This is a genomic window from Asaia sp. VD9, assembly GCF_037150015.1.
In the GTDB taxonomy this organism is placed as follows: Bacteria; Pseudomonadota; Alphaproteobacteria; order Acetobacterales; family Acetobacteraceae; genus Asaia.
Genome location: NZ_JBBCQM010000001.1, coordinates 212,609 through 226,787, shown reverse-complemented (window position 1 = coordinate 226,787; position 14,179 = coordinate 212,609). Strand labels below are relative to the sequence as shown.

The following is a 14,179-nucleotide window of genomic DNA, read 5'->3' as shown; positions in this document are numbered from 1 at the left end:
ACCGGGAAGCTGTGTGACTGCCCGCGGGATCGCTACCACCAGGACGGCCCAGCGCTTGCGCCATGCGGCGCGTGATCACTATTGCGCGCGTCCCTCCTGGCATGGGGGAGGAAGATCTGGCTGCTCGGTCAGGGATCTGTCATTCAGTGCGCCCGGATCGCGCAGGGGCGATCCTCTGAGGAACATCGCTCATGAACGCTCTCATGTCTCAGCCTGTCGAGGCGATACTCGTCTTCACGCTTGTTGTCGGTGTCGTTTCGACGCTGGTTCTGGATCTCTACGCCGTGGCACTGGAGCGCGCTACCGGTATCGGTCGCACCAATTGGGGCGCCGTCGGGCACTGGCTGGTAGGGATGGGGAGGGGACGGATGGTGTTTTCGCCCAATACGGATGGTCTCTACACACCGGGCGAGCATGGGCTGGGATGGATCTTCCACTACGCCGTGGGCTGCGCCTACGCGCTGATGCTGCCGCTCTTCTGGGGAGTGGGCTACGTGGCCGCCCCGAGCTTGATGCCGGTCATTCTTATCGGGTTTGTGCTGACTACGATCGCAGGTCTGACGCTCATGGTGCCGGGCATGGGGGGCGGGTTTCTGGGGCTGAAAACGCCCAATCCGATGAAGCTCTACGGGCTTGTTCTTCTGGCCCATGCGGTATTTACCGTCGGTCAATATGCGGCGGCGCTCGCTCTGGCTTCCCTCATCTGAGGTGCCGGTCCCGGCAGGGCGTGCCCTGCCGGGGAATGTTACTCAGGCAGCGCGATCATGACGGTTGACGCTGCTGCCTGAGGGAGTGGGCGCAGGCGTCAGGGTGCGCCTCACCGCATCTTCCCAACCACGCAGCAACTCGAGACGCAGTCCGGGCTCGATCCGCGGTGCGAAGCGGCGCTCTTCCTCCCAGGTGGTGGCAACCTCATCGAGAGATTGCCACACGCCTGTTGCGAGACCGGCCAGAAAGGCCGCTCCAAGTGCTGTAGTTTCCAGATCGACCGGGCGCTGCACCTCGGTATCGAGAATATTGGCCAGGAACTGAGAGAACCAGTCATTGGCCGACATGCCCCCGTCGATCCGCAAGGTCTGGGCCTGCATCGCGCCATCCTCGCGCATGGCATGCGCCAGATCATAGGTCTGATACGCTACGGATTCCAGCGCGGCCCGGGCAATATGGGCTTCGGTCGAGCCCAGAGTAAGGCCGCAGATCAGTCCGCGTGCCTCAGGGTCCCAATGCGGAGCGCCAAGCCCCACGAAGCCGGGCACCATATAAACGCCATGGCTGTCAGGTACACGGGTGGCCATGTCATCGGTCTGCGAGGCATGGGTGATCAGATGCAGCCCGTCACGCAGCCATTTGATGGCGGCCCCGGCCACGAAGATCGAGCCCTCGAGCGCATAGGTGGTCTTGCCGTTGATGCGGTAGCCGATCGTGGTGAGCAGCCTGTGATGCGATGTGACCGGTTTCTCCCCCGTATTGAGCAGCATGAAGCAGCCCGTGCCGTAGGTCGCCTTGGCCATGCCTGGCTTGAAGCAGGCCTGACCGACCAGCGCGGCATGCTGGTCGCCCGCCATGCCGCCGATGGGAATGGCCTGACCGAAGAGCTCCGGATCGGTCAGGCCCAGCGCGCCACTATTGTCGCACAGTGCAGGCAGCAGCGCCTCGGGGACGCGGAACAGTTTCAGAAGCTCCTTGTCCCATTCCTGGGTGTGGATATTGAACAAGGCGGTGCGGCTCGCATTGGTGACATCCGTCGCATGCGTCTTCCCACCCGTCAGGCGCCAGAGGAGGAAGCAATCGATCGTGCCCATCGCGAGCTCGCCAGCCTCTGCTCGCTCGCGCAGTCCCGCAACATTATCGAGCAGCCAGGTGATCTTACTGGCCGAGAAATACGGGTCGAGAAGGAGACCCGTTCTGGAGCGTACCAGTTCCTCGGCGCCATCGCGCTTGAGTTCGGCACAAAAAGACGCGGTGCGACGATCCTGCCAGACAATGGCTTTATGCACGGGCTTGCCGGTCGTCCGCTCCCAGATCACCACGGTCTCACGCTGGCTTGTAATCCCCAGACCCGCGATTTTCTCCACGCCGCCCGATTCTGCGATGGCCTCGCGCGCTGTGGTGAGCGCGTCGCTCCAGATATCCTCGACATCGTGCTCTACCCAGCCGGGATTGGGGTAATGCTGTTTGAACTCGCGGCGCGACAGGGCGAGCGTGCGGGCCCTGTTGTCGAACACGATGCTGCGGGTGGAGGTCGTGCCCTGATCGATGGCAAGAATATGGGTCTTCTGGGTCATGATGTTGCTCCATCGGGCGCGCCTCGGGCACGCCCTGCTATAGGGAGGAGTGTCAGGCAGAACGGTGTTGGTCAGTGCTTTCAGGGAACGGGCGTTGCCTGAGGCCCAGCGGCCGGATAACTGCCGGTCGCGGTGCGGGACGCGACAGGCTCGGTCAGAACTGGCGTCAGGGGTTTGGCCTGTTCAGGATTGTAGTTCGGCATGAAGGGGCGCAGCGTGAACTGGTAGATTCCTGCTCCGATCACGCCGCCCACGAGGGGGCCTGCAATCGGCACCCACCAGTAATGCTGGGGTGCCGGAAAGGCCGAGGCTCCCCATCCGGCGAAAAATGCGAAGGTGCGCGGACCGAAATCACGTGCCGGATTGATGGCCCAGGCATCCAGATATCCGGATGAGGCGCCAATGGCTGCAACCAGTAACCCGATGATGAGCGCTCCGGAATTCGCCTGCGGGGCCTGCGTGTTATACTGGCAGGTGATGGCGAAGATGCCGAAGACGAGCACCCCGGTCAGCACGATCTGCACCACGAAGGAGTGCATGGCCGTGACCGCAAGGCCAGGATGAGTAAAGAAGACGCCCGCAGCCCCTCCATCCCCTGCACGGGTAAGGTGATGGGTCATGTTGTAATGATCGATCACCGGATGGAAGTTCAGATAGACGATGGCCGCGCCTGCAATGCCGCCAAGGACCTGAGCGGTGCAATAAGGCAGGACCTTCTTCCAGGAGAAACCGCGATAGAGCGCGAGCGCAAGCGTGACGGCGGGGTTGGCATGTGTGCCGCTGACGGCCCCCGTGGCGTAGATGGCGATGGTGACCCCCAGCCCCCAGACAATGGCGACGCCCCAATAGGCGTTCTGATAAGGGTTCGGGTCATAAAGCACGATCATTGCGGCGACGCTGTCGCCGAAGATGATGATGATCGTGACGGCGATGAACTCTGAGATCAGTTCGCCGAGATAGCGTTTTCTTTCTGACATGAGAATATGTCCGCTAGCCAGAGGATGGGGGGAGGGAAGAAGGTCAGGCGGCCACGCCGCCTTCGGTTGTTTCCGGTGCTGGATCGGTGATGGGAGGTGCACCGGCGTCCGCGCTGTTACGGTGCAGGCGTCTGTCGATATAGTCCTGCAGGGCCCTGGTCTCGCCGGGTTGCAGGCGAAGCCCAAGCTTGGAGCGACGCCACAAAATATCGTCTGCGCTGCGTGCCCATTCATGGTCGATCAGATAATCGACCTCGCATCCGTAGAGATCCGCGCCCAGATGCGGGCCAAGTTCTGCGTTCTGTCCGGGTAGGATCAGGGTATCGACCAGCGTGCCGTAATTACGCACGAGCCGTGTAGCGGTCTGATGCGACAGGCCTGTGATGCGACGCGTGAGCGCATCGACGCGTCGTGTGAAGCTGCCGCGGGCGAAATCGCCGCCGGGCAGGGGCTTGTCTGCGGTCCATGACGTGACGGGAAGGCCCCTGAGATGAGGGGAGAGCTTTTCGAGCGCATGTTCGGCAAGCTTGCGATAGGTCGTGATCTTGCCGCCGAAAACCGAGAGCACGGGGGCACCGTCATGATCGATATCGAGCTTGTAGTCCCGCGTGACCGCCGAGGCATTGCCTGAATGATCGTCATAGAGGGGGCGTACGCCCGAATAGCTCCAGACGACATCATCAGGCGTGATGGTCTTGCGGAAATAGCGGTTCACGCTTTCGCAGAGATAGGTGATTTCGTCCGGGCTGATCGAGACCTTGTTCGCTTCCTGCTCCCAGGGGATATCGGTTGTGCCGATCAGGGTAAAATCGGTCTCGTAGGGGATGGCAAACACGATGCGACGGTCGGGATTTTGCAAGATATAGGCCTGGTCGGTTTCGAACTGACGCGGCACAACAATATGGCTTCCCTTGACCAGGCGCACATTGTTGCGGCTCTCGATCGACAGACGATCCTGGAGCAGTTCAGCCACCCAGGGACCGGCCGCATTGACCAGAGCACGTGCATGGACGCGTCGGCGTTCGCCGGTCAGTACCTCTTCCAGCGTGGCTGCCCAGTACTCCTTGTGACGCTCCGCAGAGACGAGCCTCGTGCGCGTGCAGATCTCGGCGCCGCGATCAGCGGCATCCCGGGCGTTGAGAACGACCAGCCGACTGTCCTGCACCCAGCCATCCGAATACTCGAACCCGCGCACGTAATCCTGACGCAGGATCTGACCGGCCTTTTCCTTCTGCAAGGCGAGACTGCGCGTCTTGGGCAGGGTCATTGTGCGGCAGAGATTATCATACAGGAACAGGCCGGTGCGCAGCAGCCAGGCCGGACGCAGCATTGCGGAGTGGGGCAGGATGAAACGCAGGGGCCAGATGATGTGCGGGGCGATTTTCAGCAGGCGCTCACGCTCGTAAAGCGCCTCGCGCACCAGCCGGAACTCGTAATATTCGAGATAGCGCAGCCCGCCATGGATGAGCTTGGTGCTCGCCGAGGAGGTGTGGCTTGCGAGATCATCCTTTTCGACCAGAAGCACTTTCTGCCCACGCCCTGCGGCGTCTCGGGCTATGCCCGCACCATTGATACCGCCGCCTATCACGAGGAGATCATAGAGCGTCGTGGGCGGGTTTCCTTCCTGATCGTGTCGGGGTCGATCCGGTCGGCTCTGGTCGGTCATGGGAGAGCATCCTTCGCTTCAGACGAGTGCGAAGGCTTCAATAGAACGAAAACGAAAAAAAACGAACAACAAACGTTATGAATAACGTGTTCGTGTTATATGTTGCCCATTAATCGGGTCATGTAACATGCAATGTCACATTGGCGACCGACAGGCTGGTTCGAAATTCTGCGCTGGGCATCCTATCTGTAACGAAATCATCGATATCGCGCAGATCGCCAACCCGCCCGACGGGCTTGCGGGTGAACTTGGTGTGGTCCGCAAGCAGGATCACCCGTCTTGCATGGCGCATGATGGCCCGAGCGCACTGAATCTCGTCCAGATCGAAATCGAGTAAGGTGCCGTCCTCCTCAACGCCCGAGATGCCGATCACGCCAAAATCGGCCCGAAATCCCGAGAGGGACTCCGTGGCCCCGGCACCGATGATTCCACCGTCCTGCGGGCGTACGAGCCCACCCGCAATCACGGTCCGGAAATCCGCTCTGGGTGAGAGCGCGACCGCGACATGCAGGTTGTTGGTGATGACGTGCAGATCCCGGTGCCCGGTCAGCGCCCGCGCGAAAGCTTCGGTCGTTGTGCCGATATTGATGAACAGGGAGCTGCCATCGGGGATGAGTGCTGCCGCCAGGGCGCCGATCGCGTCCTTGGCGCGGGAGTGCAGGGTCTGGCGTTCGCCATAGGCGATATTCTCGGTTGATGAGGCCGGACTCGCGCCCCCGTGATAGCGGGCCACATGCCCGGTTTCCGACAGAAGATTGAGATCGCGCCGGATGGTCTGGACCGTGACTCCCAGCTTCAGGGCGAGATCCTCGTTGGACATGAAGCCATGCGCCTGAACGAGGGCTACGATCTGTCGGTGTCTGGGGGAGGTGAGGATTTCCTGCGTCATGAACCCCTGTCTGTCATGGGGCGTTGACGCCTTCAATCCCGCTCTTGTGACAGCCCGACCGAAAGCCCATTTCTCAGCCATGGCGACAGCAACACGATCCACGATGGAAGCGATCCCCGAGCACCGTCTCATGGGGTTCAGACCCGAACGTCAGCCGGCAAAGGAGAAGCTGCGGCGTCTCGTGGTCAAATCCGAATACGAGCCTGCTGGCGACCAGCCGACAGCCATTGCGGAGCTGACGCAGGGCGTCAATGACGGGGAGGTTGATCAGGTTCTGCTGGGCGTCACAGGCTCGGGCAAGACCTTCACTATGGCCAAGGTCATCGAAGCGACGCAAAAGCCGACGCTCATTCTGGCGCCCAACAAGACGCTGGCTGCGCAGCTCTATGGGGAGATGAAGCAGTTCTTCCCTGACAACGCGGTCGAATATTTTGTCTCGTATTACGACTACTATCAGCCCGAAGCCTATGTGCCACGCTCGGATACCTATATCGAGAAAGACAGCCAGATCAACGAGCAGATCGACCGGATGCGCCATGCCGCCACACAGGCGCTGCTTGAGCGTAACGATGTCATCATCGTGGCCTCGGTGTCGTGCATCTATGGCATAGGTTCAGTCGAAACCTATTCACGCATGGTGGTCAAGCTAGAGGCGGGGGGCAGTATTGACCGCGATCGTCTGATCAAGGCGCTGGTTGAATTGCAATATCGACGCAATGACGCGTCGTTTGAACGCGGTACCTTCCGCGTGCGTGGCGAGCAGATCGATATCTTCCCAGTCCAGAATGAGGATCGTGCGTGGCGCGTGTCGCTCTTTGGTGACGAGATCGAGGCGATCACGGAGTTCGATCCTCTCACAGGCAACAAGACGGCCGATCTTTCCGAAATCAGCGTCTATGCCAATTCGCATTACGTGACGCCGCGTCCGACACTCAATCAGGCCATGATTGGCATCAAGGCCGAGTTGCGCCAGCGTCTGGATGAGCTCAATGCGGCGGGGAAACTGCTGGAGGCGGAACGCCTGCAGCAGCGCACCATCTTCGATCTGGAAATGATCGAGACCACCGGGGCTTGCAAAGGCATCGAGAATTATTCCCGATATCTCTCCGGCCGAGGCCCAGGCGACCCACCCCCGACGCTTTTCGAATATCTGCCAGAGGATGCGCTGCTGATCGTTGATGAGAGCCACGTGACGGTGCCCCAGATTGGCGGCATGGCACGTGGCGACCATGCGCGCAAATCCGTGCTGTCCGAGTATGGGTTCCGGCTGCCCTCCTGCCTCGACAACCGCCCCCTGAAATTCGAGGAGTGGCAGGCGCTCCGACCCCAGAGTGTGTTCGTTTCCGCAACGCCGGGTCCGTGGGAGATGGAGCGTACTTCCGGTGTCTTCGCTGAGCAGATCATTCGGCCTACCGGACTGATCGACCCTGTGACGATTGTGCGTCCGGTCGAGGGTCAGGTGGACGATCTTCTGGCTGAGGCACGTGATACCATTACCGCGGGTGGGCGTGTGCTGGTGACGACGCTCACCAAACGCATGGCCGAGGATCTGACAGAATATCTGGGCGAGGCAGGCATCAAGGTTCGGTACCTGCATTCGGACGTCGATACACTCGAGCGTATCGAGATCATACGCGATCTGCGTCTCGGCGCTTTCGATGTGCTTGTGGGCATCAACCTTCTGCGAGAGGGTCTCGATATCCCTGAATGCGCGCTGGTAGCCATTCTTGACGCCGATAAGGAAGGCTTCCTGCGTAGCCGGACCTCATTGATCCAGACGATCGGGCGCGCCGCGCGTAACGTCGATGGGCGGGTGCTGCTCTATGCCGACAAGATGACCGGCTCGCTCGAATTCGCGATCGAGGAGACGGCACGACGACGGGCGCGGCAGGTTGAGTGGAACGAGGCCCATGGCATCACGCCACAGACTGTGCGCTCGCGCATAGGCGACGCCCTTTCCTCTGTGTTTGAGCAGGACTACGTGACCGTTGGTCCCGACGAGGCAGGTGACACGCAGGAATTCGTCGGTAAATCTCTCGCTGCGTCTATCCAGGATCTGGAAAAGCGTATGCGCGCCGCAGCGGCGGATCTCGATTTCGAGCAGGCTGCACGTCTGCGTGACGAGATCAAACGTCTCGAGGCGATCGATCTGGGGCTGGAGCCGCCCCCCTTGCCGAGTTCGACCGCAGGGCGTAGCGGGTTCAGAAGCAAGGACAAAACGCCGCGACCCCTCGGACCGGGCGGCGGCGGGTATGACCCGGCCAAGAAGCGCGGCGGCAGGAGGAAAACAGGATGATCGAGCTCAAACTGGGTGAGGCCCATCTTGGAGTGCTGCCTTCTCTCGGGGGGAGCCTTGCATTCTGGCGATTGCGCGGGCGTGACCTTCTGGTGCCGACCGCAGACCCGAACCTGGCGGCGCAGAAGAACACACCGGTGGCAGGCTATCCGCTGGTACCCTTCTCCAACCGCATCGGGGGCGGGCGATTCAGCTTCGAGGGGCAGGACTATACACTTGCGCGGAATTTCGGCGCCGAGCCCAACGCGATCCACGGTAATGGCTGGGAGCGGGTCTGGTCTGTCGCCCAGAGCGATGCCGAGCGCGCCATACTCTATCTCGATCATGATCCGGCCAAGGGAGACGACCCGGCACAATGGCCCTTCGCCTATCGGGCGGTCCTTTCGTTTGTCTTGCATCGCACAGGGCTCAGCGTCGAGATCCTTCTGGCCAACCGCGATACGCGCTCCCAGCCTGTGGGGATGGGATACCATCCGTTTTTCGCGCGCAGCGAGGATATGACCCTCAATTTTGCGGCGCGTTTTTTCTGGGAGAACGGCCCTGACATGTTGCCCACCGACCAGAAATCATGCGAGGGCGCATGGTGTTTCGATCCTGCCCGTCTAGTGGGAGAGGCCCGGGTCGATAACTGCTTCTCGGGTTGGGAGGGGAGGGTTCGGCTGGCCTACCCGTCAGCCGGGTATAGCCTAGACATCGAGGCGGACCCCGTTTTTCAGCATCTCGTCGTCTTTACCGCGCCCGAGAAAAATTTCGTCGCAGTCGAGGCCGTAACGAACATGAATAACGGGGTCAACCACCCCGATATACTGGAGAATGGGGTGCATGTGCTCGCTCCGGGCCAACGCATCTCTGGTATCATTCACTATCGGGTGGTCGAAGAGCGTGGGTGAGAACAGCAGGACCTCTCTCTCTCATTATCTGACCCCGTTGGGGGCAGCCCGGATGCGCGAGGAACTGCGCGAATTGATGCAGGTGGAACGCCCGAAGATTGTCGAGATCGTTTCCTGGGCTGCCGGAAATGGAGATCGCTCCGAGAATGGCGATTATCTCTATGGCAAGCGTCGTCTGCGTGAGATTGATCGACGGGCGCGTTTTCTGAGCAAGCGTCTTGAACACGCGCTAATTATCGATCCTGCCACGCAGACCACGCGTGATCGCGTTTTCTTCGGCGCGCAGGTTTCCTATGTCGATGAGGACGATGTGACGCATGACGTCACCATCGTCGGGTGCGACGAGGCGGATCTGACACGGCGCGAGATCAGCCTGGTTTCTCCTGTCGCGCGCGCGCTGATGCGCGCACGCGTGGGGGACGAAGTCAGTCTTCAGACGCCGGGAGGCGCCGTGATGCTGGAAATTCTATCAATTGCCTATCCCGCTTAGCTGCACGTTCGGGCACGGTATGCCCGGCGTAGGAAAGCGGCGCGACCTCTGTTAGACCTGATCACGATAAAGCCCATCTTGTGGGCCTGGGGCCTGATCCCCTCACGATGAATTCAAATACCGAAAGGACCGAGCCGATGGCGCTCAGAATAGCCGTGCAGATGGATCCGCTGGAACACGTGAATATTGACGGCGATTCGACCTTTGCCTTGATGCTCGAGGCGCAGCGACGCGGTCATGAGCTGCATGTCTATCCTGTCGACACGCTTTGCCTCGGTGAAGGGGGCGCTGAGACGGAACTGCATCGCGGTCGGGTCTCGGCCATGGCGCGTCCGGTTAAAGTACAGCGCGTCAAAGGGGATCATGCCAGCTTCGGTCCGGTATCGCGTCTCAATCTCGGCGAAACCGATGTGGTGCTGATGCGTCAGGATCCGCCCTTCGACATGGGCTACATCACAGCCACCCATATGCTCGAGCATGTTCATGGTGTGGGTACAGGCAAGACGCTGGTTGTCAACGACCCACGATCGGTGCGTGATGCACCGGAAAAGCTTCTGGTCACACATTATCCTGACCTGATGCCCCCCACTCTGGTCACCTGGGACGTGACCGCGCTCACGGAATTTCGGGAGCGCTATGGCGATGTCATCCTCAAGCCGCTCTATGGCAATGGCGGGGCTGGTATCTTCCGTATTCGTGAGGGGGACGAGAATTTCGCCTCACTTCTGGAACTGCATTTCAGCCGCTCGCGCGAGCCCCTCATGATCCAGCGCTACGAGGCCATGGTGCGCAAGGGAGACAAGCGCATCATCCTCGTCGATGGCGAACCGATCGGAGCCATCAACCGCGTGCCTGCGACAGGCGAGGCGCGGTCGAACATGCATGTCGGGGGACGCGCCGAGGCGGTGGCCCTGACCGAGCGTGATCAGGAGATCTGTGCGCGTATCGGGTCACATCTGCGTGACAATGGCCTGATCTTTGTCGGAATTGATGTGATCGGCGACTGGCTGACCGAGATCAATGTGACCTCTCCGACCGGACTGCAGGAACTCGATCGGTTCAACGGGGTCAACAGCGCCGGGCTGGTCTGGGATGCCATCGAGCGCCGTCTGGGCTGATCAGTCTCCCTAGGACGTTTTATCTTCCTGTGATTCAGGCGCTTTCTGATCTTCCTCCTTGTCACGGGGAGGGGGATCGTAACGGAAAGGGAGGGAGATCTCCGGCAGGCTATCATCGGGAAGTGCGGACGGGGGTATCGCGCCGAAGCGGTTTTGGTACCACTCGCTGATGCGGCTTTTGTAATGCACGATGAAGATCGAAAGCCATAATGCGAGAGTCAGCAGGAAAAGAGCGATACTGGAATACGACATCGAGACTGTATTCTTTCTTGATTGGTCATGACGGGTCTTGATGCAATCTGACGTCTTTTCTAGACGCGTGGCATGACGAATTGCAAACCAGCCCTCGTCAGTGCCCCCGAGATCGGGTAAGACGGGGGGAAGAACGCGTTGCCTGCCCGAACTCGCTAAGGTCAGGCGCTCTATGAACGCCCCTAGCCAACAGTGCGGATTTGAAGCAGGTATCAGGACGTAATGAATGATTTTGTGCGACCAGACGAACAAAGCCTGATGACACGACCGGACCCCCTGATCGATCCCAATGCTTCCCTGGATGACGCCCATCCGCGCCCCCGCTCCGCACTGGACGCGGATGCCGTGCGCGCAGCCTATCGCCGCTGGGCCAGGGTCTACGACTCCGTTTTCGGCGGCATATCGGCCTTCGGGCGTCGTCGGGCGGTTGCCGCAGTCAATGCCCTGCCGGGACAGCGCGTCCTTGAAGTGGGTGTTGGTACGGGGCTCGCCCTGCCACATTACAATCGCGACAAGCATATCACTGGGATCGATTTGTCCGAGGCCATGCTGGAGCGTGCGCGCCAGCGCGTCATCAATCAGCAGCTCGGCAATGTCGATGATCTGCTCGAAATGGACGCAGAGGCAACCAGCTTCGAGGCGGGCAGCTTCGATATTGCCGTGGCCATGTTCGTCGCCTCGGTCGTTCCGAGCCCGCGTCGTCTGCTGGGCGAGCTCAAGCGCGTGGTCAAGCCCGGTGGCCACATCCTTTTCGTGAACCATTTCCTGGCCACAGGCGGTGTGCGCCTCGCCGTCGAGCGGGGCATGGCCCGTGCCTCACGTTCGTTGGGTTGGCACCCTGATTTCGCGATGGAATCGCTCCTGCCTCCCGAGGATCTGAGCCGCGCGACCATAACCCCCGTACCCCCGGCTGGCCTGTTTACGCTCGTGACTTTGCCGCTCGAGAAGGATAGTAAGGAAGCGACGGCCCTGGTTGCCTGACACATACGTGCCCGACAGTTCATACCAGACTGGCCTTGCTTGAGAGGCTTCCCTTAGCTGCGTGCTGACTGGGGAGCCGCCTGGATCACGATCCAGCGACAGAATAAGGAACGGGTCTTGTTACAAACGCCGACTACCAAACCCCGTCGCGGTGCCGTACTACGCGCTGACGGGGCGGCCTTTCTCGGTCTCGCGCTTTTCTGTGGCCTCGCTGGTGGCTTTCTGGGGCTTGTGTCGCAGGAAGCGGGACCTTTTCACGCTTTGGCTCATGGCCTGCTTCTCGATCTGTTCGTTCTTATCCCCGCCTTCCTCGGCGGTATGGGCAGGCTCGTCCTTCCCGGGGAACTGAATTCCCTTCCTTCCCTGATGATCCGTTTCGACCGCATTGCTTTTGCGGCGCTTTTCGCGGGCGCCCTTTGTGCAATCTGCGGCGCGCGCTCGCCGGATGCTTTCATTGGCGCTTTGTTTCTGTGGGTTGTTGGCATCGTCTTGCTGGCCTCGTCGACGATCGTGAAATGCCTCGAGTGCCGGATGGTACGGTTCCGCGATCTGTCGCCTTTCGCCTGGTCGCAGCTTCTGGCATCACTCGGCCTGATCGTCGTCGCGCCGGTGCTGCTGGCGGGGCTGGTTCATGATCTGGTCGCGGGTCACGCCGTGTTTACCACCGTGCAATACTGGCTCGGCAAGGTACAGAGCCCGGTTCTGGCGCTGGTGATACAACTGGCGCTCGGGGCTATTGCCAATCTCGTCGCCTTTCATTCAACGCGCCTCAAGATATCCGTGCCTCTGGCAATGGCGATACCCGCTCTGGGCGTCCCGGTGGTCTGGGCCCATGGCATTACCGTCCCCGGACTGGATAATGCCGTGCTACTGACTCTGGGTGTCGCACTGCCCTGTTTTGCGATCATGGGCATGATCTGTGTGTCGTTGTGGCGTCGCAGCTTTGCCCCCAGCATCGCGTTTGCCTGGAGTTTTCCGGCGTTGCTGCTGCTCTCGACAGGCTGGGTACTGGGCCTGCTGCCGGCGCCTCCCGAGGCTTTTCACTCTGCCATGTTGTTCGGGGCGGTGTTTGCCCTGTTCGGCTGCTATTATCGCTGGCAGGAGCAGGACCTGGCTATCGCTGCCCCGCTATGGCTCGGCCGCATTCACCTGATCGCCATGGGGCTCTCCGTCCTCGCCATGATGCCGCTTTTCCCACTGGTGAAGCATGTCGGTGAGGCTGCGATGATTGTCTCGCTGTTCTGCGTCGCCGTGCTGGGTGCGAGGTTGATGGCTCCACGCCGGAGATACGCCGAGGCGCAACTTGGTGCAGCTCTTGGAGATGACCACTTATGAGCGCGTCGCAAGGGTTTGTCGAAGGGCGCGATCCCGCGATTGAGGTGCTCTCCTTCGACCGTCAGCAGGGGGCCACGCTCAAGGACTGGCTCGCCCTCTTAAAGCCGCGCGTGATCTCCCTGGTGGTTTTCACTGGCGTGGCGGGCATGGCTGTTGCTCCGCAATGGCCGTCTGTGCCGCTGGGGCTGATTGACATGCTCTGTATCTGCGTCGGCGCCGGGGCAGCAGGAGCGATCAACATGTGGTACGATCGCGATATCGACGCGATCATGAAGCGCACCTCGGTTCGGCCCATCCCCGATGCGCGTATGGATGCCGATGGCGCGCTGATTTACGGTATCGTCCTCTCCCTTGCTTCCGTCGCGCTGCTCTGGCTGGCCAGTAACGCGCTCGCCGCGGGCATTCTGGCGTTTTCGATCTTCTTCTATGCTGTAATCTACACGATGTGGCTCAAGCGCAGCACGCCACAGAACATCGTGATCGGCGGAGCAGCAGGGGCCTTTCCTCCCATGATCGGCTGGGCTGCGGCCACAGGCACCATGAATGTGCTGCCCGTCGTGATGTTTGCGATCGTCTTCCTCTGGACCCCCCCGCATTTCTGGTCGCTCTCGCTCTACGCGTGCAAGGATTACACCAAGGCGGGTATACCCATGTTGCCCGTGGTGAAAGGTGCACGCCACACGCGGTGGAATATTATCGCCTATACGCTCATCCTCATGGCAGTCTCGCTTGTGCCCTCCGTACTTGGGCTGTGCGGTGCCATCTACACGATCAGTGCGACGCTGCTTGGTCTGGGTTTTGTCTGGTTTGCCCTGCGCGTTCTTTTCGACAAGCAGGATGAAACAGGTGTCAGCCTTACGGCAGACAAGCCCGCGCGCCACGCGTTTCGCTATTCGCTTGCCTATCTGTTCTTTCTCTTTTCCGCGCTTTTGATTGATCGGGTGCTATTCCCATGAAGAAAGAGACCGCGCTCACCCGCCAGCAGGGCCGGATCATGGGA

13 protein-coding genes are annotated in these 14,179 nt (G+C 60.6%); 8 read left to right on the top strand and 5 right to left on the bottom strand.

The window, feature by feature from the left end; genetic code table 11:
• The first annotated feature begins 191 nt into the window (after window positions 1-191).
• Window positions 192-707, top strand: coding sequence for a DUF2938 family protein (locus WFJ47_RS01025; RefSeq protein WP_336760277.1), 516 nt, complete (start codon window positions 192-194; stop codon window positions 705-707).
• Between the two features lie 42 nt (window positions 708-749).
• Here the strand turns inward: WFJ47_RS01025 and glpK are convergent, their stop codons facing one another.
• From glpK to WFJ47_RS01005, 4 genes are all read right to left on the bottom strand, one after another.
• Window positions 750-2,285 carry a glycerol kinase GlpK gene (glpK, locus tag WFJ47_RS01020; RefSeq protein ID WP_336760275.1) on the bottom strand — a complete coding sequence of 512 codons (1,536 nt, stop codon included), beginning with the start codon at window positions 2,283-2,285 and terminating at the stop codon, window positions 750-752.
• Window positions 2,286-2,365: 80 nt separating this feature from the next.
• Window positions 2,366-3,262, bottom strand: a complete 897-nt coding sequence (locus WFJ47_RS01015; protein WP_336760273.1) for an MIP/aquaporin family protein — start codon at window positions 3,260-3,262, stop codon at window positions 2,366-2,368.
• Between the two features lie 43 nt (window positions 3,263-3,305).
• Entirely contained in the window at window positions 3,306-4,928 is a 1,623-nt protein-coding gene (gene glpD / locus WFJ47_RS01010; protein WP_336760271.1) for a glycerol-3-phosphate dehydrogenase, read from the bottom strand.
• A gap of 118 nt (window positions 4,929-5,046) precedes the next feature.
• The gene (locus WFJ47_RS01005) at window positions 5,047-5,817 is read right to left on the bottom strand and encodes a DeoR/GlpR family DNA-binding transcription regulator (RefSeq protein ID WP_336760269.1); all 771 of its coding nucleotides are present in this window, start codon (window positions 5,815-5,817) and stop codon (window positions 5,047-5,049) included.
• A gap of 79 nt (window positions 5,818-5,896) precedes the next feature.
• Between WFJ47_RS01005 and uvrB the strand changes: the two genes are divergently transcribed.
• The 4 genes from uvrB to gshB all read left to right on the top strand — a co-directional run bounded on the left by uvrB (window position 5,897) and on the right by gshB (window position 10,611).
• The gene (gene uvrB / locus WFJ47_RS01000; protein WP_336760637.1) at window positions 5,897-8,113 is read left to right on the top strand and encodes an excinuclease ABC subunit UvrB; all 2,217 of its coding nucleotides are present in this window, start codon (window positions 5,897-5,899) and stop codon (window positions 8,111-8,113) included.
• Window positions 8,110-9,003 carry an aldose 1-epimerase gene (locus WFJ47_RS00995; protein WP_336760267.1) on the top strand — a complete coding sequence of 298 codons (894 nt, stop codon included), beginning with the start codon at window positions 8,110-8,112 and terminating at the stop codon, window positions 9,001-9,003. Before uvrB ends, WFJ47_RS00995 begins: the two co-directional genes overlap by 4 nt.
• Window positions 8,996-9,493, top strand: a complete 498-nt coding sequence (greB, locus tag WFJ47_RS00990) for a transcription elongation factor GreB (RefSeq protein ID WP_336760266.1) — start codon at window positions 8,996-8,998, stop codon at window positions 9,491-9,493. The genes WFJ47_RS00995 and greB overlap by 8 nt, the downstream gene beginning before the upstream one ends.
• A gap of 137 nt (window positions 9,494-9,630) precedes the next feature.
• Window positions 9,631-10,611 (top strand): glutathione synthase, encoded by a 981-nt coding sequence (gene gshB, locus WFJ47_RS00985; protein WP_127101289.1) that lies wholly within the window; start codon window positions 9,631-9,633, stop codon window positions 10,609-10,611.
• 9 nt (window positions 10,612-10,620) lie between these two features.
• Here the strand turns inward: gshB and WFJ47_RS00980 are convergent, their stop codons facing one another.
• Window positions 10,621-10,863 (bottom strand): hypothetical protein, encoded by a 243-nt coding sequence (locus WFJ47_RS00980; RefSeq protein WP_336760264.1) that lies wholly within the window; start codon window positions 10,861-10,863, stop codon window positions 10,621-10,623.
• A 258-nt stretch (window positions 10,864-11,121) separates the two neighbouring features.
• On the opposite strand from WFJ47_RS00980, the gene WFJ47_RS00975 reads away from it, so the two are divergent.
• The 3 genes from WFJ47_RS00975 to WFJ47_RS00965 all read left to right on the top strand — a co-directional run bounded on the left by WFJ47_RS00975 (window position 11,122) and on the right by WFJ47_RS00965 (window position 14,135).
• Window positions 11,122-11,844, top strand: coding sequence for a class I SAM-dependent methyltransferase (locus WFJ47_RS00975; protein WP_127101285.1), 723 nt, complete (start codon window positions 11,122-11,124; stop codon window positions 11,842-11,844).
• 117 nt (window positions 11,845-11,961) lie between these two features.
• On the top strand, window positions 11,962-13,179 hold the full coding sequence (locus WFJ47_RS00970; RefSeq protein ID WP_336760262.1) for a hypothetical protein: 1,218 nt from the start codon (window positions 11,962-11,964) through the stop codon (window positions 13,177-13,179).
• Complete coding sequence (locus WFJ47_RS00965) at window positions 13,176-14,135, top strand: heme o synthase (RefSeq protein ID WP_127101281.1); 960 nt, start codon at window positions 13,176-13,178, stop codon at window positions 14,133-14,135. The genes WFJ47_RS00970 and WFJ47_RS00965 overlap by 4 nt, the downstream gene beginning before the upstream one ends.
• The last annotated feature ends 44 nt before the right edge of the window (window positions 14,136-14,179 follow it).